Source organism: Mesorhizobium sp. WSM3868, assembly GCF_002294785.1.
Taxonomy (GTDB): domain Bacteria; phylum Pseudomonadota; class Alphaproteobacteria; order Rhizobiales; family Rhizobiaceae; genus Mesorhizobium.
On sequence record NZ_NSGB01000015.1, the window covers coordinates 120,574 to 141,956 of the forward strand.

Sequence of the window (21,383 nt, forward strand, 5' to 3'; positions counted from 1 at the left end):
GAAGCATGAGTCTCATTCCCTCCATTGGCCTGCCGAAGGGCCGCGCCGGCCAGTTCATCGTCGATGGCGTCGCCGACGGTTACGAAGCTTTCGCGCTGGCGCGGACGGCGCAGGAGATCGCGCCCGACAAGCCGGTGCTGTTCGTCGCGCGCGACGGCCAGCGGCTGCCGGCGATCATCGATGCGCTCGCCTTTGCCGCTCCCGGCCTGCCGGTTCTGGAACTGCCTGCCTGGGACTGCCTGCCTTACGATCGTGTCTCGCCGGGCGCGGATGCCGCCGCGCGGCGCCTCGACGCGCTCTCCGCCATCGTTGCGCTGGCGAAAAAGCCGCACCGCGCCGTTATCCTCACGACGGCCAATGCGCTCTTGCAGCGCATTCCGCCGGCCGAACTGATCGAGGCGCAGACCTTCCACGCCAAGCCCGGCAACCAGATCGACATGAACGTGCTGATCGCGCGGCTGGAGAATTCCGGTTTCGAGCGCGTGCCGACCGTGCGCGACGTCGGCGAGTTCGCGGTGCGCGGCGGCATTCTCGACCTCTTCGCGCCCGGCTGGAGCGAGGCGCTGAGGCTCGACTTCTTCGGCGACACGCTGGAATCGATCCGCGTCTTCGACGTGGCGACCCAGCGCACGACCGGCCAGCGCAAGTCGATGGCGCTGCAGGCGATGAGCGAGGTGGCGCTGACGCCGGAAACGATCAGCCGCTTCCGCCGCTCCTATATCGAAGCCTTCGGCGCGCCGTCGCGCGACGATGCGCTCTATGCAGCCGTCAGCGAAGGACGGCGCTTTGCCGGCATGGAGCACTGGCTGCCTTTCTTCTACGAGCAACTGGAGACGGTGTTCGACTATCTGCCGGACGCGCCTGTCATCTTCGATCATCTCGCGCATGAGGCGCTGGCCGAGCGCCATACGCTGATCCTCGATCACTATGAGGCGCGGCGGAAGCAGGCTGACGGCGCGCTGAAGGATGCTGTGCCCTATAAGCCGGTGGCACCGGATCTGCTCTATCTCTCGCCGGAAAATCTCAAAGCCTCGCTCGGACCGCGCGAGGACATCGATTTCACCGTCTTCGACGCACCCGATGTCGGCGGCAAGAAGGTCTTCCATGCGGGCTCGCGGCAAGGCCGCAGCTTCGCCGAGGAGCGCGCCGACCCGAACAGCAATGTCTTCGACGTGGTGGTGAAGCATATTGCCGACGAGCGCGCCGCGCGCCGCCGCGTCATCGTCGCCGGCTGGACCGAGGGCTCGCTCGACCGCCTCGGCCAGATCCTGGCCGAGCACCATCTCGGCAACCTGAAACCCGTCGCTACGCTTGCCGAGGTCGAAAAGCTCGAGCCGGGGCAGGCGGGGCTTGCCGTGCTGCCGCTCGAATCCGGCTTCGAGACCGACGGCATGGTCGTCGTCGCCGAACAGGACATTCTCGGCGACAGGCTGATCCGCCGCTCCAAGCGCAAAAAGCGTGCCTCCGACTTCATCGCCGAAGCGTCGTCGCTGTCATCCGGCGACATCGTCGTTCACGCGGACCACGGCATCGGCCGTTTCGTCGGTCTGCGCACCATCGAAGCGGTCGGCGCACCGCATGACTGCCTCGAAATCCACTATGCCGGCGACGACCGGCTGTTCCTGCCGGTCGAAAACATCGAGCTCCTCTCACGCTACGGTTCGGATTCGGCGGAAGTGCCACTCGACAAGCTCGGCGGCGGCGCCTGGCAGGCGCGCAAAGCGCGGCTGAAGAAGCGGCTGCTCGACATGGCCGGGCAATTGATCCGCATCGCCGCCGAGCGGCAGATGCGCGCAGCACCCGCCATGATTCCGGCCGACGGCCTTTATGGCGAGTTCGCGGCGCGCTTTCCCTATGAAGAAACCGACGACCAGCAGACGGCAATCGATTCCGTCAAGGACGATCTCGGCGCCGGCAAGCCGATGGATCGGCTGGTTTGCGGCGACGTCGGCTTCGGCAAGACGGAAGTGGCGCTGCGCGCCGCCTTCATCGCGGCGATGGAAGGGTTCCAGGTCGCCGTCGTGGTGCCGACGACGCTGCTGTCGCGGCAGCACTTCAAGACCTTCTCGCAACGCTTTTCCGGCCTGCCGATCCGCGTCGCGCAGGCATCGCGCCTGGTCGGCTCCAAGGAACTGGCCGAGACCAAGAAGGGCGTCGCCGACGGCACGGTCGACATCGTCGTCGGCACGCACGCGCTGCTCGGTAGCTCGATCTCCTTCAAAAATCTCGGCCTGCTGATCATCGACGAGGAGCAGCATTTCGGCGTCAAACACAAGGAGCGGCTGAAGGAGCTCAAGAATGACGTGCATGTGCTGACACTTTCGGCGACGCCGATTCCGCGCACGCTGCAGTTGGCGCTGACCGGTGTTCGCGAGCTGTCGCTGATCGCCACCCCTCCGGTCGACCGCATGGCGGTGCGCACTTTCATCTCGCCCTTCGATCCGCTGGTCATCCGCGAGACGCTGCTGCGCGAGCGCTACCGCGGCGGCCATTCCTTCTATGTCGTGCCGCGTATCAGCGATCTTGCCGAAATCCATGATTTCCTGAGAGAATCCGTGCCGGAGCTGAAAGTAGCGGTCGCCCACGGCCAGATGCCGGCTGGTGAACTCGACGACATCATGAACGCCTTCTATGACGGCCAGTACGACGTGCTTCTGTCGACGACCATCGTCGAATCCGGCCTCGACATTCCGACCGCCAACACGCTGATCATCCACCGAGCCGATATGTTCGGTCTGGCCCAGCTCTATCAGTTGCGCGGCCGCGTCGGCCGCTCGAAGGTGCGCGCCTATGCGCTGTTCACGCTGCCGGCCAACCGCAAGCTCACCGATACGGCCGAGCGCAGGCTGAAGGTGCTGCAGTCGCTTGATACGCTCGGCGCTGGCTTCCAACTTGCCAGCCACGACCTCGATATCCGCGGCGCGGGCAATCTCCTCGGCGAGGAGCAGTCAGGCCACATCAAGGAGGTTGGCTTCGAGCTCTACCAGCAGATGCTGGAGGAGGCGGTGGCCGAAGTGAAGGATTCCGGCGAAGTGCTGGATGGCGGCTGGTCACCGCAGATCGCGGTCGGCACCGCCGTGATGATCCCGGAGAGCTATGTGCCGGACCTGCAGCTCAGGATGGCACTCTACCGCCGCCTTGGCGACTTGGAGACCACCGAGGAGATCGACGGCTTCGGCGCCGAGCTGATCGACCGCTTCGGGCCGCTGCCGGAAGAAGTGACGCATCTGTTGAAGATCGTCTTCATCAAGGCGCTTTGCCGCAAGGCCAATGTCGAGAAGCTCGATGCCGGCCCCAAGGGCGTCGTCATCCACTTCCGCAAGCGCGAATTCCCCAATCCGGTCGGACTGGTCAAATTCATCGGCGAGCAGGGCTCGCTGGCCAAGATCAGGGCCGACCACAGCGTCGTCTTCATGCGTGACTGGCCGAATGCCGAGAAGCGGCTGGCCGGCTCGGCTGTTGTCATGACTCAATTGGCGCGGCTGGTCGACAAAGCTGCCTGACGCCTTCACACCGGCATCCGAGCAGTTCAAGGCATTCGCCACTGCTGAAATTCCCGGCTAGAATAGAAAATCGGCTTCGTGTAAGGAGCCGCGACCTCTGATTGGGGTGGGAATGGCGGGCGAGACCGCTCGCCAGTTTGTTTTGACGCAATTCCGGACGTAAACCGTTCACAGTTTTCCTGGAATTGCTCTGAAGAGTTTTGGGTGCAGCGATGACAAAATGGTCGCCGAATTCGTGGAGAGCAAAGCCGATCAAGCAGGTTCCGGCCTATCCGGACCTTGCGGCGCTGGAGGCCACGGAAGCCCGGCTCACCACCTATCCGCCGCTGGTGTTTGCCGGTGAAGCGCGCAAGCTGAAGAAGCAACTGGCGGCGGTCGCCGCCGGCGAGGCCTTCCTGCTCCAGGGCGGCGACTGCGCCGAGAGCTTTGCCGAGCATGGCGCCGACAACATCCGCGACTTCTTTCGCGTCTTCCTGCAGATGTCGGTGGTGCTCACCTTCGCCGGCGCGCAGCCGGTGGTGAAGGTCGGCCGCGTCGCCGGCCAGTTCGCCAAGCCGCGCTCCTCCGACAGCGAGACCAAGGCCGGCGTGACGCTGCCGAGCTATCGCGGCGACATCATCAACGGCATCGAGTTCGACGCCGCGTCGCGCATCCCGGATCCCGCAAGGCAGGAGATGGCGTATCGCCAGTCGGCGGCGACCCTCAATCTCCTGCGCGCCTTCGCGCAAGGCGGCTATGCCAGCCTGGAGAACGTGCATCGCTGGATGCTGGGGTTCGTTGCCGACAGCCCGCAGGGCGAGAAATATGAATCGCTCGCCAACCGCATCACCGAGACGATGGATTTCATGCGCGCGGTGGGCATCACGTCGGAAACCAATTTCGCGCTGCGCGAGACCGATTTCTACACCAGCCACGAGGCGCTGCTGCTCGGCTACGAGGAGGCGCTGACCCGCGTCGATTCGACTTCCGGCGATTGGTACGCGACTTCGGGCCATATGATCTGGATCGGCGACCGCACCCGCCAGCCCGACCATGCGCATGTCGAATATTGCCGCGGCATCGAGAATCCGCTCGGCCTGAAATGCGGTCCGTCGCTGACGCCGGACGGCCTGCTGGAGCTTATCGACCTGCTCAACCCCGAGAATGAGCCCGGACGGCTGACGCTCATCGCGCGGTTCGGCTCCGACAAGGTCGCCGAGCATCTGCCGAAGCTGGTGCGGGCGGTGAAGAAGGAGGGCCGCAACGTGGTGTGGTCTTCCGACCCGATGCATGGCAACACGATCGAGGCGGCCGGCTACAAGACGCGGCCGTTCGACCGTATCCTGAAGGAAGTGCAGACCTTCTTCGAGGTGCACCGCGCCGAAGGCACGCATCCGGGCGGCATCCATGTCGAGATGACCGGCAAGAACGTCACCGAGTGCACCGGCGGCGCCCGGGCCATCACGGCGGAAGACCTGCAGGACCGCTATCACACCCATTGCGATCCGCGCCTCAATGCCGACCAGGCGATCGAACTGGCCTTCCTGGTCTCGGATCTGCTCAAGAAAAGCCATACGATCCAGCACAAGCAAGCCGCCAACGCCTAAGCCGCTTGCCGGCGATCGAACCGGGGCGTCGGACAAAGTCCGACGCCCTTTTCGTTTGGGCCGATCCTGCGAGGCGCCGGCCGCCGAAACCTTACGAAAATTTATAGTTACGCGACCATCGCAAGACCAAGATTGAGGTGGAGGTGTCGCCCGCGGTCGAAAACCGCGCACACGACACAGGTCCCCCCATGCGCCACGAGCATGCCATCGTTCATCACCGCGCGATCGATTTCTGGTCGGCGCGGGCGGCGGTGCTTGTCGTCATCTGCCTGCAGCTTCTGGTCATCAACGACCTGTGCTTCGGTCCGCGCTGGCTCGCGCCCGCGATCGAGGCGGCGCTGCTCGTGCCTTTGTCGATCGCAACGGCCTGGACGCAAATGGCGACTCAGAAGGCCGTCGATCACGAGCATTGGTATGCGATCGGCCGGTTTCGCGTCTTCATCCGCCGTACCGCCTTGGTCATGACCGGCGTCATCAGCATCATGAATTGCGGCTCGCTGGTCTTTCTGGTCCAGAAGCTGCTGGCAGGCCATGCCGGCGCCGGCACGACGCTGCTTGTCGACGCGCTCAACATCTGGGTCACCAACGTCATCGTCTTCGCGCTGTGGTTCTGGAGCACCGACCGCGGCGGCCCGCCGACCTGCGGCCTGGTCAAGCGCGCGCATGCCGATTTCCTGTTCCCGCAGATGACGCTGTCCGATCGCGAGATCCGCGACTGGCTGCCCGGCTTTGTCGATTACGTGTTCCTGGCCTTCACCAATGCGACGGCGTTCTCGCCGACCGACACATTGCCGCTCTCTCAGCGCGCCAAGCTCCTGATGATGGCCGAGGCAATGATCTCGCTGCTGACGATCGCGCTGGTCGCCGCGCGTGCGGTCAACATTCTGGCTTAACTAGCGCCCGCGCTCCCAGCGCATATTCGCCAGCCTCGGATCGACAAAGCTCGTCCTTGAGAATTCCAGCCGCCTGTCTGGAAATTCGCAGACTGCCTGGACCCCGAACGAGCCGATGCGGATGCGCCAGGTATGAGGCTCCAGCGGCTTGGCCTTGGCAAAACCGCTGCACGTCAAGAGCGCGATGTTGGCGCCCTTCGGATCGCGCGCCGAGCGGTAGCGGATGGCCTGCATCCCCGCCTCGCGCGCCACGTCGGCGATGGCCTGGCAGGCGGCATAGTCAGTCGGATCCGTCCAAGCCTTCTCGTCGCGGTCGAGCGGCGGCCGCGTGAGGTCGACGGCCTTCTCGCATCTGATCGCCGCGGCAAAGGCGGTATATTCGGCCGCGTCGTTCGGCCATTGCGTCTGCGGTGATTCCGCAAAGAACAGCAAGCGGTAGAAGGCCATTTCCGCCACTGCCGTCAGCACCGTCTCGGCGGCGTAGTAGACGCCCTTGGTCTTGCCGGCGCGGCGGAAGCGCGAGCCGTACGGATAAATCGAACCGTAGCGGAAGGGCGTCGCCAGAAGATAGTGAAGATGGCGGCATTCCAGCGGGATCCGCGGCTTGCTTTCCTCGATGAGGTCTTCGAGCAGGCCCTGCTCGTCGAGCCTGTCGACGAGCTTCAGGGTCGAGACGCGATGCTGCGCCTCGACCATCCGCCAATATTTGCCTTCGAGCCTGACGGCCTCAGACGAGAGCGCGTCGGGAATCCAGGTAGGCAATGACATCGACAAGTCCGGCAATAGTCAGGATTTTTTCGAGCGGCGTGCCGTCGAGCGCCGTGTTCGGGTTCTTCAGCCATGCCCGGGCGACCGTCTCGTCGCCGCCGACGATGGCGTCGAGCGAGCGGAACAGCCGCACGAACAGCACCGCAAGCTCGAACGGCTTGGTGCCGCGCTCGAGCAGGAACTCCTGCTTGCGCATGCGCGAGACCGTCGCCTCAGAGACGCCGATGACCAGAGCAAGCGTTCGCGCCGTGATCTCGAGCAGGTCGGCCGCGCGCAGCGTGGCCTTGGTGATGACGGCATTTTCTGCCGCCGTCGCGGCAGCGACTGGACGTGGCATGAGCGCACCCTTTCATTTCCGTGGAAAATATAGTCCACAGAAATTCATTTGGAAAGGGTGTCCAATGTGCCCTCAGTCCTTCTTGTAGAGCAGCCAGCCCTTGCCGGCACGGCCGGCCATTGTGGAATGCCTGGTGACGCGGTTGCGGCCGCCGATCTTGGAGCGGTAGAGCGCGCGGTCGGCCTTGGTGTAGAGGTCTTCGGGGGTGTCGGCCTCGGAAGCCATGCAAATGCCCATCGAGACAGTCACCGTGCCATAGTTCATCCCGGTCTGGCTGCTTGTGAACGGCGTCTGTTCGATCAGCACGCGGATGCGCTCGGCGATTTCATAGGTGGTGTCCTCGCTGGCGCCTTCGACGATCAGCGCGAACTCCTCGCCGCCGGTGCGCGCCACGAACATGTCGGCACGGATGCTGGACTGCAAGATTTCGGCGATGATCTGGATGATCTTGTCGCCGACCGGATGGCCGTAACGGTCGTTGATGTCCTTGAAGCGATCGATGTCGGCAAGGATGAGCGCGTTGAAGAGGATACCGCGGTTGCTGTTGTAGATGCGCGTGATTTCCTTGTCGAAGGCGCGGCGATTCCAGATCTGCGTCAGCGGATCGGTATTGGCGAGCCGCTTGTATTCCTCCAACTTCGATTTGACGCTTTCGAGCTCGGCCGTCTTTTCGCTGAGCGTGCTCGCGATCTGGCGGTTGTGATCCAGCGTCGAACTGGTGGCGGCAGACATCGCGCCGGCGATCTTTTGCAGCAGATCCTGGGAAAGCAGGCTGCGATTGCTCAGGCCGCTCGACGTCTCGTCGAGGATGCGGCCGTACTTTTCGATATGGCTGCGCTCGCTGCGCAGCAGCGCGGCGACGTCCTCAAGCTCCTTGGCGACCACCTCGCGGGCGTGTTCGACGATCGCAGGCCCGTGGTGCTGCGGGAAGAAGGTGCGTCCGATGCGATCGAGATCCTCTTGCGTCGGCCGATTGCTCAACGAGACGACAGCGAGGCTGAGCTCGTGATTGCTGCCGCTCAGCGCTTCATAGAAGATTTCGTAGTTGCGCGGCAGGCCGAGCAGGCCGAGCTGGCGCATGGTCGCCACAACGGTGCTGGCGATGTCGCCATTTCTGTCGCTCGGGACGGCTGCCGGCTGCATAGTCTGTTCACTACCCCCTTCAGTGCGCGACCGGAGACCTGCCACCGCCGGGAGCCGCCAATATGGGGATCGAATCAGAATTGCGATGCTAGGCCGCGTCCCCAACACGACCATCGCCTGCAGGAACCATAAATGCAGCTGCGCTAAAGTTTCCTTAATGGCGGGCGTTTCCAGACCGTTTTTGCTGCTTCAGGTTGCACTGCGGTGCAGGCGCAGCTTTTGAAACGCGCCGCTTCGGTGTCGCATTTGCCTGCGCCGGACGAGCGCAAAACTGGAATCTTGTCCGGCGCGCTCGAGGTGAATGGCGTTGAAGGAGGCCGGGATGGGCGAAAATCACACTGGATCGTGCCTGTGCGGAGCGGTGCGCTTCACGACGAGAGGAGCGCTGCGCGGAGTGGTCTATTGCCACTGCTCGCAGTGCCGCAAGCAAACCGGCCATTTCGTTGCAGCGACTTCTTCGAGGGACGCCGACATCGACATCGAGGGGGCCGACGCGCTTGCTTGGTACGGCGCGTCCGACATTGCGAAACGCGGCTTTTGCCGCAGCTGCGGCTCGGTGCTGTTCTGGAAGCACAACGAGCTCGACACGATCTCCATCATGGCCGGCTCGTTCGACAAGCCGACCGGGCTTTCGGCCGAAAGCCACATCTTCGTCGGCGACAAGGGCGACTATTATGCAATCGACGACGGCCTGCCGCAGTTCGACAAGTCGACGCCGTCGATAAAGGTCGCGGTCGAGTGACTTTTGGCCGCCTGCCTTATTCCCTTGACCCGGCTGTTGCGATATCCCCTCACGGTGATTCGAAACGGGGCTGGGCATGCAGCGGCTGATCGACGCTTTCATCAATTCGGTGCGGGCTTTCCGCAAGCTGGCTGCTCACGAAAAGGCGTTCCAGCAGGAGTTGATGCTGCTTGCGCTCGCTCTGCCGGCCGGCTGGTTCATCTCGGTATCCTGGCGCGGCTACGCCTTGCTGATCGGCGCGGTTCTGCTGATGATCCTGGTCGAGGTGCTCAACACAGGCATCGAGGCGGCGTGCGACGCGATCTCCCGCGAGTTCCACATCGACATCCAGCTCGCCAAGGACTGCGGCTCGTTGGCGGTGCTGATTTCGATCGTGATTGCGGCGGGCGTCTGGGGCATTGCCATCGTCGAGCGCATCCTCGGCGCGCCGATCTGACCGGGAGGCATCGGTCCGACAGCTTAGGATTCGGCCTGATCCTCTTTTGCGTCCTTTGCGCGCTCCCTTCCGGCAAAATGGCGGGCAACCAGTCCGGCCAGGACGGCCACAGCGATGCCGACGGCGAGGGCTACGAGCACGCGCTCATGGCGGGCAAATGCCTGGCCGACCATGCGCTCCGCCCCAAGCCCGAAGACATAGCCGAGGGTGCCGAAGAGGGTTGCCCAGACGGCCGACGAGATGGCGTTCAGGATGACGAAGCGCGGCACCGACACGGTCGACAGCCCTGCGGCGATGCCGCCGACAAGCCGCATTCCGTAGACGTAGCGGTTCGTCAGCACGAAGATGTTGGGGTGGGTGTTGAGCAGCCGGTAGGCGCGGCGAAAACCCGGCCGCCTGCGCAGCCTGACGACATAGGGATGATCGGCAAAGCTGCGGCCGAAGGTGAAGAAAGCCGTGTCGCCGGCGAAGGCGCCGAGAAAGGCGGCCAGGAAAGCCTGCCAGAGCACGAATATGTGCTGATGGGCGAAGAAGCCGCCGAGGATGGCAGCGCTTTCGCCCTCGGCGACGCAACCGAGGAAGACCGCGATCAGCCCGTATTGCTCGATGAGACGATGGATGGCCTCGGTCATCAGCCCGCCGACCGCGCCGACAGCTTTTCGTCGATCCGCCTGATCTGCTCGGCCATGCGCAGGATCTCGTCGCGCATGCCGATGAGCTCACTGTGGCGCAGTTCGTCGAGCTTCTCATGCAGCGCCATGATCTCGATCTCGGCCTTCAGGTTGACCTCATAGTCATGGGCGGCGTCGATGCGGTCACGCTCGGTCTGGCGGTTCTGCGACATCATGATCACCGGTGCTTGCAAGGCGGCGACCATCGAGAGCACGAGGTTGAGGAAGATGAAGGGATAGGGATCGAAGGCGTTCCGCGACAAGAGCCAGACATTGCCAAAGGTCCACAGCACCAGAAAGGCGATGAAGCCCAGAATGAAGGACCATGAGCCGCCGATACGGGCGATCGTGTCGGCAACGCGATCGCCATAGCTCTGATGAAAGGCGACTGCCTTGTTGGTGTCCCTAGTGATGGTGGTGCGTTCCAGCGTCGACTTGAGCACGCGGCTCTCTAGAGGAGAGAGACCGTCCGGCTGTCGTTTCAGCCAGCGGTTCGACAGATCCTCGACCGTCTTGTTCATCGTCCTCTCCGTCGTCAGGCCCGCGTTTCCAAGAATCCGGATGGTAACCGCTGCGCGTTTTTCCTGAGATTGCTCACTTATCTCACGCAATTCCGGACGGAAAACCGCTGCGCACTTTTCCTGGAATTGCTCACTTATCTCACGCAATTCCGGACGGAAAACCGCTGCGCACCTTTCCTGGAATTGCTTATAGAGGTAGAGGCTACCGAGCCTGACGGGAAGTGATAGATTGGTCGGAACAGGCGAGGGCGGAAATGGCCGACTTCCAGCAAATTCGTGCCCGGGCGGCAAAACGCAAGGGCGGTGAAGAGGCGCTGGCGTCGCTGCTCGGACCCATGCCCGACAACGCGGCCGTGGCGAAAGTTCATGACGACCGCATCCTCTCCACCATGGCCGAGCGCATCTTTGCCGCCGGTTTCGTCTGGCGGGTGATCGAGCAGAAATGGCCTGGTTTCGAGGAGGCGTTCCTTGGCTTCGAGCCGAAGCGGCTCCTGTTCCAGCCGGACGACTTCTGGCACGAGCTGGCGTCCGACAAGCGCATCGTGCGCAACCCGCAAAAGATCAAATCCGTGCGCGACAACGCGGCTTTCGTCGACCGCGTCTCGAAGGAACATGGCGGCTTCGGCAAGTTCCTGGCCGACTGGCCGGCCGACGACCAGGTCGGGCTGACCGCCTATCTCGGCAAGCATGGCAGCCGGCTCGGCGGCAACACCGGCCAGTATTTTCTGCGCTGGCTGGAGTGGGACACCTTCATTGTTTCCGCCGACATGGCGGCGGCGCTGCGCGACGCCGGTCTCGACATCGCCGAAAGCCCGACTTCGAAGCGGGATCTCGACAAGATCCAGGCGCAGATCAACCGATGGTCCGCCGAGACCGGGCTGCCGCGCCGGCACATCTCGCGCATTCTGGCGATGTCGATCGGCGAGAACCATTCGCCGGAGACGCTGCGCGAATATATGGGCGAGCAGGCCTGATCGCTGCGGCTGCAGCGGGACTTGACCGGCATTCGCCGGCCAGTCCTGGGTGGCACAAGCAATCGCCATTGCCCGGCGATTGCCGCCACGCTAAATCCAATTCATGACCCAGACCGCTCCCGACCTACTGCGCATTGCCGTCGCCCAGCTCAACCCGACCGTCGGCGATGTCGCCGGCAATCTCGCCAAGGCGCGCGAGGCAAGGGCGGATGCGGCCCGCCAGGGCGCCGATCTGGTGCTCTACACGGAGCTCTTCCTCGCCGGCTATCCGCCGGAAGACCTGGTGCTGAAGCCGGCCTTCCTGAAGGCTTGCGAAAAGGCGGCGCAGGATTTCGCCGCCGACACCGCCGATGGCGGTCCTGGCGTCATCATCGGCACGCCGCTGAAGCGCCGGACCGGCACGCATAACTCCATCGTCTTCGCCGATCGCGGCAAGATCATCGCCGAGCGCTACAAGCTCGACCTGCCGAACTATGGCGAGTTCGACGAGAAGCGCGTTTTCCAGGCCGGGCCGGAGCTGCAAGGGCCGGTGAATTTCCGCGGGGTGCGCATCGGTGTCCCGATCTGCGAGGACATCTGGGGCGACATCGCCGTCTGCGAGACGCTGGCCGAGAGCGGCGCCGAGATCCTGCTTGTGCCGAACGGCTCGCCCTACTACCGCGCCAAGATCGACGTCCGCCACCAGGTGGTGATCCGTCAGGTCATCGAATGCGGATTGCCGATGATCTACGCCAATCAGCTTGGTGGCCAAGACGAACTCATCTTCGACGGCGCCTCCTTCGCCATCGGCGCGGACAAGACGCTTGCCTTCCAGATGAGCCAGTTCGAGGAAGCGGTCGACGTCACCACCTGGAAGCGAAGGGATGGCATCTGGGTCTGTTCCGAAGGCCCAATGTCGAAGATTCCGGAGCGGGAGGAGGCCGACTACCGGGCCTGCATGCTGGGCCTGCGCGACTACGTGAACAAGAACGGCTTCAAGAACGTGGTGCTCGGCCTCTCCGGCGGCATCGACTCCGCGATCTGCGCTGCACTGGCGGTCGACGCGCTTGGCGAGGAGCGGCTGCGCACCGTCATGATGCCCTATCGCTATACCTCGAAGGACTCGCTGAAGGACGCCGAGGATTGCGCCCGCGCGCTCGGCTGCCGTTACGACATCGTGCCGATCTCCGAGCCGGTCGAAGGTTTCCGGCATGCGCTGACCCAGCTCTTCGAGGGCACTCAGGAAGGTATCACCGAGGAAAACCTGCAGAGCCGTGCGCGCGGCACGATCCTGATGGCGATCTCGAACAAGTTCGGTTCGATGGTCGTCACCACCGGCAACAAGAGTGAGATGTCGGTCGGCTACGCCACCCTCTATGGCGACATGAACGGCGGCTTCAACCCGATCAAGGACCTCTACAAGATGCAGGTCTATGCGCTGGCGCGCTGGCGCAACGCGCATGTGCCGCCGGGGGCGCTCGGCCCATCGGGCGAGGTCATTCCGAAGAACATCATCGATAAGGCGCCGTCGGCGGAGCTGCGCGAAAACCAGACCGACCAGGATTCGCTGCCGCCTTACCCGGTGCTGGACGACATTCTCGAATGCCTGGTCGAGCACGAGATGGGCGTCGACGACATCGTCGCGCGCGGCCACGACCGGGCGACGGTGACGCGCGTCGAGCATCTGCTCTACATTGCTGAGTACAAGCGCCGGCAGGCGGCCCCAGGCGTGAAGATCACGAAGAAGAATTTCGGCCGCGACCGCCGCTACCCGATCACCAATCGGTTCCGGGATCGCAACTAGTCCGCTGAAACGCAAGGCTGTTCGCCTGAACCGGCGCTGTTGGCAGCGCAACCCACCATTGTTGCAAAATCGTCTCAGTGGCCGGACAAGACGCCCTCCTGGCGCCGCCCTGCCTTGGCGAGATGGTGAGCCGCCTCTATAAAAGCGCTTCCGCGATTCCCTTTCGGGAGGACCGTATGGCAGGATTTGACATCGTTATGCGAGGCCGCGAAGCCTAGATCTGCACCGGCCGTCCGAACTCCGTTCGGAAGGCCAGCCGCAGGCAGGCATCTGGCTCCTGCCGGTCGCCACCGAGGGCGCGCGACCAGCCATACTGAACCTCCCCGTTTTAAGGGGGCCATAAGGCGCCGGCGCGGGTTTTCCAATTTGATTTTAGCGGGACCGGGCCTCTCTGCGCCCGGATGACATCATGGCTCGTTTCAGAATAGATCTGCGCGCCAGCGCCTTTCGCAGCGTGCTCGGCTTCACGCTCGGCCACTGGCGCCGCCAGCCGTGGCGCCTGTCGCTCATCATGGGCGCATTCCTGCTCTCGACGCTGGCCGACGTGCTGACGCCGCTCTATTCCGGCCGGCTGGTCGACGCGGTCGCCAGCAGCGCCGGCGCCGACGAGATTGCGTGGCACGCCGCAATGACGGCGTTCTCCATCCTGATGGCGCTGGCGTTGGCGGCTGTGGTGCTGCGCAACGCCGCCTTCATGGGGATTGTCGAATTGACGTTGAAGATGATGTCGGATATCGCCGCCGACGCGTTCCACCGCGTCCAGCGCTTCTCGACGGACTGGCACGCCAACAGCTTCGCCGGCTCGACGGTGCGCAAGATAACGCGTGGCATGTGGGCGCTCGACCTGCTCAATGACACGATCCTGATCGCGCTGCTGCCGTCGTTCGTCATGCTGGTCGGCTCTACGCTGCTGCTCGGCTGGTTCTGGCCGATGATGGGGTTGGTGGTCGCGATCGGCTCGGTGCTGTTCATCGCCGTCACCGCCATGCTGTCGCTTGGCTACGTCGCGCCGGCGGCACGCCTCGCCAACAGCTGGGATACACGCCTCGGCGGCGCGCTGGCCGACGCGGTGAGCTGCAATGCCGTGGTCAAGGGTTTTGGCGCCGAGGCGCGCGAGGAAGCGCGGCTTGCCCGCGTGGTCGCCAAATGGCGTCTGCGAACGGGCCGTACCTGGGTGCGCGGCACGTTCAACGGCACCGCGCAAGGCACGATGCTGCTCTTGATGAGGGCGGCCGTGATCGGCCTTGCGCTCATGCTTTGGGCGTGGGGCGAGGCGAGTGCCGGCGACATCGCCTTCGTTCTGACGTCGTTCTTTGTCCTGCAGGGCTATCTGCGCGATATCGGCACGCATATCCGCAACCTGCAGCGCTCGATCAACGACATGGAGGAATTGGTCGACTTCCAGTCTGAACCGCTCGGCATCGAGGACCGGCCCGGTGCCGCTCCGATCCGGATCACCGACGGCCGTATTGCGTTCGACAAGGTGACGTTCCATTACGGCAATCACCGGCTGCCGCTCTATCGCGACTTCGAGGTCGAGATCGCCGCGGGTGAACGCGTCGGGCTGGTCGGGCATTCGGGATCGGGCAAGACGACTTTCGTCAAGCTGATCCAGCGCCTCTATGACGTGAACGGGGGCCGGATCCTGATAGACGGCCAGGACATCTCGAAGGTTGCGCAATCATCGTTGCGCAGCCAGATCGCCATCGTGCAGCAGGAGCCGATCCTGTTTCACCGGTCGCTGGCCGAGAACATCGCCTATGCCAGGCCGGGCGCAACGCAGGCCGAGATCGAGCATGCCGCGAAGCTCGCCAGCGCGCACGACTTCATCGCCGATCTGCCCAAGGGTTACGGAACCCTGGTCGGCGAGCGCGGCGTGAAACTGTCGGGCGGCGAGCGTCAGCGCGTGGCGATCGCGCGCGCCTTCCTGGCCGAGGCGCGCATCCTGATCCTGGACGAGGCGACATCGAGCCTGGATTCCGAATCGGAGGTGCTCATCCAGAAGGCGATGGAGCGGCTGATGGTCGGGCGCACGACATTGGTCATCGCACACCGGCTTTCGACCGTGCGGGCACTCGACCGGCTGCTGGTTTTCGACCGCGGCCGCATCATCGAGGAAGGCTCGCACGACGAGCTTATCCGGCTGAACGGCGGTATCTACCGCCGGCTGTTCGAGCGCCAGGCGCTCGAACTCACCAAAGGCCTGGTCGCCTGAGGAAAGGCATCCGGCTTCGGCCGGGTGCCTTCCCGCCTTGCGGACCGACCGTCAGCCGTAGTGCAACTTGGGCTTGGCCTCGGTACCGGTGAACTTGACGCCCACGCGGTCGTTGCGTCGCCAGCGGACTTCCGCGCGATAAGCCACGCCATCGAGCGGGACGTAGAGCAGGAAACGATCGGGAACGCGTGATTCCGGTGCGACTTTCAGCTCGGCGCCACCGGCATTCTGATTGCGCAACGTGCAACTGACCTCGGAATTCTGGATACCGGTGATGATCGTCCCGCCCTTGAGCACGCGCTGGCGGTGCTCGCGCCGGTGTTCGCCGGAGTTTTCTTCAAGCGCGGAGTTCGTCATCGATCGACGCCATTAGCCGAATCGGCACTGCATTAACCACACAAAGCACCGATGTTCGCGCACCGCAACGCGCGGCATGCTCGTCGGGTCACATATGCGTTATTTGAGCGATGACTCAGGCGAATTTATGCGGATCGGCGCAGAAATAGGCAATGATCTGGCAAAGATCGGGCTCGTTGACCATGCGGGCGGCCTCGGCGGAGCCGACCCATTTGCGGGTGCGAGCCCGCTTTTCCTTCCAGCGGTCCGCGACCCGGTCGACCTTGAGCGGGAACACCAAGACCTCGCAAGGCACCTCCTCGCCGGATGCCAGGACCTTGCCGTAGAAATAGCGGCCGGCTTCGAGATGCGAGACCGTGCCGTGCAACCCCGCTTCCTCGCCCGCTTCGCGCGCGGCAGCTACGCAAAGCGGCTCCCTGGCTTCCGGCCAGCCTTTCGGCAGCACCCAGCGCCCGGTATCGCGGCTGGTGATCAGCATGATCTCGACGCCGTTTTCGTTCTCACGCCAAGGCAGGGCTGCAACCTGCAGGCGGCAGGGCACTGAGCCGAAGAGTCGTCGGACTCTTTCGGCAATCTGGTTGTGCGTCGTTGGCCTCGTCAACATCGTAGAAGCTGCCCCGAGCCTCTAGAATCATTTGCCATCAAACGAATCTTACGACGTATTGTGGACGATAAAAGTAAAAAACTTCACTCGGGTGTTAACCCGGACAGGGCAGGCAATTGCGAAATCATCGCCCCCGAGAGCCTTCTCCCCGAGAGCCTTCTCTATGCAGCAAACAGTGATTTGGGCGGGCGCTGGACGGAGACAGCAGCTTCCAACGATCAGCCGGCATGATCGTCGGCAATCGGCTTCTGATAGGTGAAGCCCATGTCCCACGGGAAGTAGATCCAGGTGTCCTGGCTGACCTCGGTGACGAATGTATCGACCAGGGGCCTTCCCTTCGGCTTGGCATAGACGGTGGCGAAATGCGCCTTCGGCATCATGGCGCGCACGATGCCGGCCGTCTTGCCGGTATCGGTGAGGTCGTCGATGATGAGCACACCGGCGCCGTCATCGGCAAGAAGCGAAGGCGAGATCTCCTTCAGCACCTGCAACTGACCTTGGCTCGTGTAGTCGTGATAGGAGGCGACGCAGACCGTTTCGATGACGCGGATTCCAAGCTCGCGCGAAATGATCGCGGCGGGCACCAGGCCTCCTCGGGTGATGCAGACGATCGCCTTCCACTGGCCTTTGTTGGTGCCGGAAAGCCGCCAGGCGAGCGCGCGGGCATCGCGGTGGAACTGGTCCCAGGAGACCGGAAAGGCTTTTTCGGGAAGGGACATGGTTCGTGCACTCCGCAAGCGCGCGCCGCAGCGCGCAGATACGATGGAATGCAGCCGGAATTAGCCGGAAAGCGCCAGGCTTGGCAAGTTGGCAGCCAAGAATGGCTGTGTACTTCTATCGCGCTGTTCAGGCGACGCGGTGCAAGTTCCCTGTTTGATACATGTCCTTGTCCCCCGAACCCGATTCCCACTTCGCGGAGAAAGGCTTATCTCGACAGGAAGGCTGCCACGTTTGCCGTGCGCAGCACGGTGCGGGTGACGCCGCCGAACAGGAGCTGTCGCAGCCAGGAGTGGCTGTAGGCGCCGAGCACCAGCAGATCGGCGCCGGATTCGGCGATCCTCTCCTGGATGATGTCGTCGACCGAGCTTGCCCCCGATTTCTGCACGGAAACGCTGACATTGGCGCCGTGGCGTGACAAGGCAGCCGCGATCTCGGCGCCCGCCGCCTCGGGAGCCTCGTCGAGCGTTTCCGGCGGATCGATGACGAGAATGTCAGTCTTGTCCGCCTCGCTGATGAAGGGCAGGGCATCGAATGCTGCACGAGCCGCCTCCTTACTGCCGTTCCAGGCCAGCAGCACACGCCTGAAGGTGGTGACGAGCGGCCCGGCATGCGGAACGACAAGCACCGGCCGGCCGGCATCGTAGACCAGCGTATCGACATCGGCGCCCGGATCGCCCCCGGTGTCGCGCTGCGCGGCGATAATCAGGTCAGCCGCCCGCACGCTCGAAATGCCGGTCAGCGCGCTGTCGCCGGAGAAGCTTTCGAGGCTCCGCCACTCGAAGGACAGGTCGGAATCCTCGACGCGCCTGAGAAAGACCGCCTGCAGCTTCTCGGCGCGCTCCTTGTTCATCTCGGCCGAGACCTGCAGGAATTCGGTGTCGGGGAAACCTGTTGCCGACGTATAGGGGACGGGAAGCGCTTCGGCGTGGATGCCGACGAGGTGGCTTTCGAATCGCTCGGCAAGCGGGATGGCGCAATCGAGCACGCGCTCGGCGTCCTGTTCGTTCTGCAGAATGGCGACGATCGTCTTGAAGCGCATGGCAGATCCCTCAAATTTATCGGCGCAAGATCGCCACCGGCATCAATGGCCGCAACGAAAGTGCCTTGCCAGAAACGTCGGCGCGCGCCTTCTGGTTCCGGGGTCAGCTCGCGACCGACAGGCCCGCCACCATGGCCGCAACATCCTTGCGCGCGGCCTCTAGCGCCGCTTCGTCGCGGGCGCGCACGACGAGCTCGGTCCAGAATTTGCCCTCGCCATATTTCGGGTAGGAGCCGATAATGGTGTGGGGATGCGCCTTCTGGATGTCGGCGAGCGGTCCGCCGATCAGGCCTTCGCCGAACGGGCAGTGCACGGTGGCCGACAGCATCCTGGTGCCGGTCTTCAGCGTCGGCACGACATTGTCGAGCATCGCCTGGAAGATCGACGGCACACCGGCCATCACGTGAACGTTGCCGATACGGAAGCCTGGCGCGATCGACACCGGATTATCGATGTGGTCGGCGCCGCGCGGCATGCGCGCCATGCGCTTGCGCGCCTCGGTGAATTCGATACCGCGCTCGGCATAGCTTGCCTCCAACATGGCGTAAGCCCTGGCATCGTATTCGCAAGGCACGCCGAAGGCCTTGGCTATCGAATCGGCGGTGATGTCGTCATGCGTGGGGCCGATGCCGCCGGTGGTGAAGACATAAGTGTAGCGGGCGCGCAGCGCGTTGGCGGCGGCGACAATCTCGTCCTCCTCGTCGGGAACGATGCGCACTTCCTTCAGGTCGATGCCGATCGCGGTCATGATATCGGCGAGATGGCCGATATTCTTGTCCTTGGTCCTGCCGGAGAGGATCTCGTCGCCGATGACGAGCATGGCGGCGGTGACGATTTCGGGCATGGCTCACTCCGGCTGCAGGTGGCCTGAAATAACGCGGCGGACAGCCGGCCGCAATGCGCGCGCGAGGCGGGGCTCTTGTGGCAGACACGGTTGCGAGTAAGGTGCGTCGGTACGGCTCGGGTGCAAGATGCTGATATCGATTTTGCCGTGGCTAATCGGTGGCCTGCTCGTTGCGGCCGCCGCGGTCGTGCTCGGCTTCATGCTCGCAACATGGTGGATCGCGACCAAGGCCGAGAGGCTGGTACCGGCGTGCGGCAAGTTCATCGAGATCGGCGGCAGCCGCATCCACTATGTCGAAGCAGGCGAGGGCAGGCCGATCGTGTTCCTGCACGGGCTCGGCGCGCAACTCCACCATTTCCGGCACACGCTGTTCGGCCGCTTCGGCGCCGGCTACCGGCTAATCGCTCTCGACCGGCCGGGCTCGGGATACTCGGTGCGGGCGGGCGGGGCGAGCGGCCGTCTGCCCGAACAGGCGGAAGTGGTGCGGCGCTTCATCGAGGAGCTTGGGCTCGAACGGCCTTTGATCGTCGGTCATTCGCTGGGCGGCGCCATCGCGCTTGCACTTGCGATCGAGCATCCGACGGCGATTTCCGGCATCGCGCTCATCGCGCCGCTGACGCATCTGGAGGCGAGGGTGCGCCAGAAATTCGACCTGCTCTATGTTCCCTCGCGCCTGAAGCGCTGGATCTTGGCCCATACTTTAGCGATACCGTACAGCCTGAAATATGCGGAGCCGACGATGAAGTTCATCTTTGCGCCGCAAGCCGTGCCGGGGGACTACATGATCGCCGGAGGTGGTTGGCTCGGGTTGCGGCCCGCCCATTTCCAGGCGACCTCCACCGATATCGTGGCGGTGGAAGAGGATCTCGGCCGCCTCGAACAGCGCTATGGCGAGATCCTGATGCCGGCCGGCATTCTGTTCGGCGCGGATGACCGGGTGATCGGCATCGCGGCTCATGGCGAACCGATGCCGGGCAGGATCAGAGAGCTCGATTTCGAACGCGTCCAAGGGCTCGGGCACATGCCGCAATTCGTGGAACCGGAACGCGTCGTGGCCTTCATCGAGCGCATCGCCGCGCGCGCATTCCCAGCGTGAGGATCCCGTTCGGTCAAAGGCCGAGAGGGATCGCGTCCGTCCACGAACCGTCACGCAAAAGTGTCGGACATTCCGCCTCACCTACACTTTCAACGGGAACTTCGGCTCCAACCCTCGGTTTTAATCCGTGTCGGCTGGCGAATTTCCGGCCAGCAAGAATGCGGCAAATCACCAGATGGAGTACCAATTATGCTTACGAAGATTTTTGCAGCCTCGGCGCTTGTCCTGGCCATGGGCACCTCGGCTATGGCACAATCGTCGGACGCTTGGTGGTGGTGGCATCGTGATCGCCCGGTCCATAGCGAGCAAGTGCCGGTTGATCCCTACACCACGGGCAGCATTTATTCCGATCGCGACGCCAGCGCGCTAAACAGCTTCGGCAACGGTGCCGTCGGCCCATGCGCCTCGGATACGGCCGGCCCCGATGCGAATGCCGGCCCGAACGTCAACGACCAGTATTGCGGCAAGTAGTCCGTTCGCCAGCGAGCGACCGACGTGAAGCTTTTACAGCGTCGGTCGCAGCCAGGTCGGGCGACGGAAACTATTCTGAGACTTCGGTCTGCGGCCGGTCGCGGCCATCGGCCAGTTCGTCATGCCAGACACCCTCGGAATCCTCATACTGGATGCCATCCGTGGTGCCGGCGACCTGCTGCTCGGCCGAAGCAATTTCAGCCGCGCGCAGCGCGTCCTGGCGGGTGGGAAATGTTTCTGAAAAAGTCGAGCCGACCATGTAGGCCCAGCCGCCGTCATGCTCGACGATCTTGTAAGTCAGTTTCGCCATGGAATCCTCCGGTCGAGAAGCCCTTTGCCTGCTCAATGCAGCTTTCCGTCGGACAGCCTTTCTTCGGGAACCAGCACTTCAGATTCCTCGGCTGCCTCGATCAGCGCGCGGCGCGCGTCCGCCGTCGAACGATACCCCTCCAGCGCTTTCAGGCAAGTATCGAGAGCATCACGATGCCGCTGGCCGCGATTGAGCGGCCACACGGTCATCAGGCACTCGGCCGCTTCGCGGGTGCTGCTTATTTGGCGATATTTGCCGACATGGCCGAGTTCGACCACCACCGGCTTCTCAAATGGCTTGCTGTCTGTCATGGCCGCCAACGTAAAACGGCCAATTTGGTTGCAATGGTGGCGGAAGGCTGCGCCCAAAG

The 21,383-nt window shown here is 63.6% G+C and carries 22 protein-coding genes; 10 read left to right on the forward strand and 12 right to left on the reverse strand.

Annotated elements, in window-relative coordinates; all coding sequences use genetic code 11:
* Positions 1-5: 5 nt before the first annotated feature.
* The 3 genes from mfd to CK221_RS22265 all read left to right on the forward strand — a co-directional run bounded on the left by mfd (position 6) and on the right by CK221_RS22265 (position 5,982).
* Positions 6-3,503, forward strand: coding sequence for a transcription-repair coupling factor (gene mfd / locus CK221_RS22255; RefSeq protein ID WP_095779278.1), 3,498 nt, complete (start codon positions 6-8; stop codon positions 3,501-3,503).
* A 212-nt stretch (positions 3,504-3,715) separates the two neighbouring features.
* Positions 3,716-5,089: a 3-deoxy-7-phosphoheptulonate synthase class II gene (locus CK221_RS22260; protein WP_067328161.1), complete on the forward strand. Its 1,374-nt coding sequence runs from the start codon at positions 3,716-3,718 to the stop codon at positions 5,087-5,089.
* 188 nt (positions 5,090-5,277) lie between these two features.
* Positions 5,278-5,982, forward strand: a complete 705-nt coding sequence (locus tag CK221_RS22265; protein ID WP_095779304.1) for a hypothetical protein — start codon at positions 5,278-5,280, stop codon at positions 5,980-5,982.
* On the opposite strand, the gene CK221_RS22270 is transcribed toward CK221_RS22265, so the two are convergent.
* The 3 genes from CK221_RS22270 to CK221_RS22280 form a co-directional block, all read right to left on the reverse strand.
* Positions 5,983-6,750, reverse strand: a complete 768-nt coding sequence (locus CK221_RS22270) for an RES family NAD+ phosphorylase (protein WP_095779279.1) — start codon at positions 6,748-6,750, stop codon at positions 5,983-5,985. It lies immediately after the preceding gene.
* Positions 6,710-7,087, reverse strand: coding sequence for an antitoxin Xre/MbcA/ParS toxin-binding domain-containing protein (locus tag CK221_RS22275; RefSeq protein WP_066998964.1), 378 nt, complete (start codon positions 7,085-7,087; stop codon positions 6,710-6,712). The genes CK221_RS22270 and CK221_RS22275 overlap by 41 nt, the downstream gene beginning before the upstream one ends.
* Before the next feature lie 72 nt (positions 7,088-7,159).
* Positions 7,160-8,230, reverse strand: coding sequence for a diguanylate cyclase (locus CK221_RS22280; protein WP_066998943.1), 1,071 nt, complete (start codon positions 8,228-8,230; stop codon positions 7,160-7,162).
* A 322-nt stretch (positions 8,231-8,552) separates the two neighbouring features.
* Between CK221_RS22280 and CK221_RS22285 the strand changes: the two genes are divergently transcribed.
* Complete coding sequence (locus tag CK221_RS22285; RefSeq protein ID WP_095779305.1) at positions 8,553-8,972, forward strand: GFA family protein; 420 nt, start codon at positions 8,553-8,555, stop codon at positions 8,970-8,972.
* 76 nt (positions 8,973-9,048) lie between these two features.
* The gene (locus CK221_RS22290; RefSeq protein WP_095779280.1) at positions 9,049-9,408 is read left to right on the forward strand and encodes a diacylglycerol kinase; all 360 of its coding nucleotides are present in this window, start codon (positions 9,049-9,051) and stop codon (positions 9,406-9,408) included.
* A 23-nt stretch (positions 9,409-9,431) separates the two neighbouring features.
* Here CK221_RS22290 and CK221_RS22295 read toward each other — a convergent pair whose 3' ends face one another.
* On the reverse strand, positions 9,432-10,040 hold the full coding sequence (locus CK221_RS22295; protein WP_095779281.1) for a DedA family protein: 609 nt from the start codon (positions 10,038-10,040) through the stop codon (positions 9,432-9,434).
* Positions 10,040-10,600, reverse strand: a complete 561-nt coding sequence (locus CK221_RS22300) for a DUF1003 domain-containing protein (protein WP_095779282.1) — start codon at positions 10,598-10,600, stop codon at positions 10,040-10,042. Before CK221_RS22300 ends, CK221_RS22295 begins: the two co-directional genes overlap by 1 nt.
* Positions 10,601-10,854: 254 nt before the next feature.
* Between CK221_RS22300 and CK221_RS22310 the strand changes: the two genes are divergently transcribed.
* From CK221_RS22310 to CK221_RS22320, 3 genes are all read left to right on the forward strand, one after another.
* Positions 10,855-11,574: a DNA-3-methyladenine glycosylase I gene (locus tag CK221_RS22310; RefSeq protein WP_095779284.1), complete on the forward strand. Its 720-nt coding sequence runs from the start codon at positions 10,855-10,857 to the stop codon at positions 11,572-11,574.
* 103 nt (positions 11,575-11,677) lie between these two features.
* Positions 11,678-13,357, forward strand: coding sequence for an NAD+ synthase (locus CK221_RS22315; protein ID WP_095779285.1), 1,680 nt, complete (start codon positions 11,678-11,680; stop codon positions 13,355-13,357).
* 409 nt (positions 13,358-13,766) lie between these two features.
* Entirely contained in the window at positions 13,767-15,572 is a 1,806-nt protein-coding gene (locus CK221_RS22320; protein WP_095779286.1) for an ABC transporter ATP-binding protein, read from the forward strand.
* Between the two features lie 51 nt (positions 15,573-15,623).
* On the opposite strand, the gene CK221_RS22325 is transcribed toward CK221_RS22320, so the two are convergent.
* From CK221_RS22325 to CK221_RS22345, 5 genes are all read right to left on the reverse strand, one after another.
* A complete protein-coding gene (locus tag CK221_RS22325) occupies positions 15,624-15,929 on the reverse strand; it encodes a PilZ domain-containing protein (protein ID WP_095779287.1) in 306 nt (101 codons plus the stop codon).
* Positions 15,930-16,044: 115 nt separating this feature from the next.
* On the reverse strand, positions 16,045-16,533 hold the full coding sequence (locus tag CK221_RS22330) for an NUDIX hydrolase (RefSeq protein WP_095779288.1): 489 nt from the start codon (positions 16,531-16,533) through the stop codon (positions 16,045-16,047).
* A 218-nt stretch (positions 16,534-16,751) separates the two neighbouring features.
* Positions 16,752-17,252 carry a xanthine phosphoribosyltransferase gene (gene gpt / locus CK221_RS22335; RefSeq protein ID WP_066998919.1) on the reverse strand — a complete coding sequence of 167 codons (501 nt, stop codon included), beginning with the start codon at positions 17,250-17,252 and terminating at the stop codon, positions 16,752-16,754.
* A 206-nt stretch (positions 17,253-17,458) separates the two neighbouring features.
* The gene (locus tag CK221_RS22340) at positions 17,459-18,292 is read right to left on the reverse strand and encodes a universal stress protein (protein WP_067328185.1); all 834 of its coding nucleotides are present in this window, start codon (positions 18,290-18,292) and stop codon (positions 17,459-17,461) included.
* 103 nt (positions 18,293-18,395) lie between these two features.
* Positions 18,396-19,136, reverse strand: coding sequence for a competence/damage-inducible protein A (locus CK221_RS22345; RefSeq protein WP_095779289.1), 741 nt, complete (start codon positions 19,134-19,136; stop codon positions 18,396-18,398).
* 127 nt (positions 19,137-19,263) lie between these two features.
* Here CK221_RS22345 and CK221_RS22350 point away from each other — a divergent pair, with 127 nt between their 5' ends.
* Positions 19,264-20,232: an alpha/beta fold hydrolase gene (locus CK221_RS22350; protein ID WP_066998909.1), complete on the forward strand. Its 969-nt coding sequence runs from the start codon at positions 19,264-19,266 to the stop codon at positions 20,230-20,232.
* A 189-nt stretch (positions 20,233-20,421) separates the two neighbouring features.
* Positions 20,422-20,703, forward strand: a complete 282-nt coding sequence (locus tag CK221_RS22355) for a hypothetical protein (RefSeq protein WP_095779290.1) — start codon at positions 20,422-20,424, stop codon at positions 20,701-20,703.
* A 70-nt stretch (positions 20,704-20,773) separates the two neighbouring features.
* Here the strand turns inward: CK221_RS22355 and CK221_RS22360 are convergent, their stop codons facing one another.
* Positions 20,774-21,013: a DUF2188 domain-containing protein gene (locus CK221_RS22360; protein ID WP_066998906.1), complete on the reverse strand. Its 240-nt coding sequence runs from the start codon at positions 21,011-21,013 to the stop codon at positions 20,774-20,776.
* Between the two features lie 32 nt (positions 21,014-21,045).
* Positions 21,046-21,324 carry a DUF982 domain-containing protein gene (locus tag CK221_RS22365; protein WP_066998903.1) on the reverse strand — a complete coding sequence of 93 codons (279 nt, stop codon included), beginning with the start codon at positions 21,322-21,324 and terminating at the stop codon, positions 21,046-21,048.
* Positions 21,325-21,383: the final 59 nt, after the last annotated feature.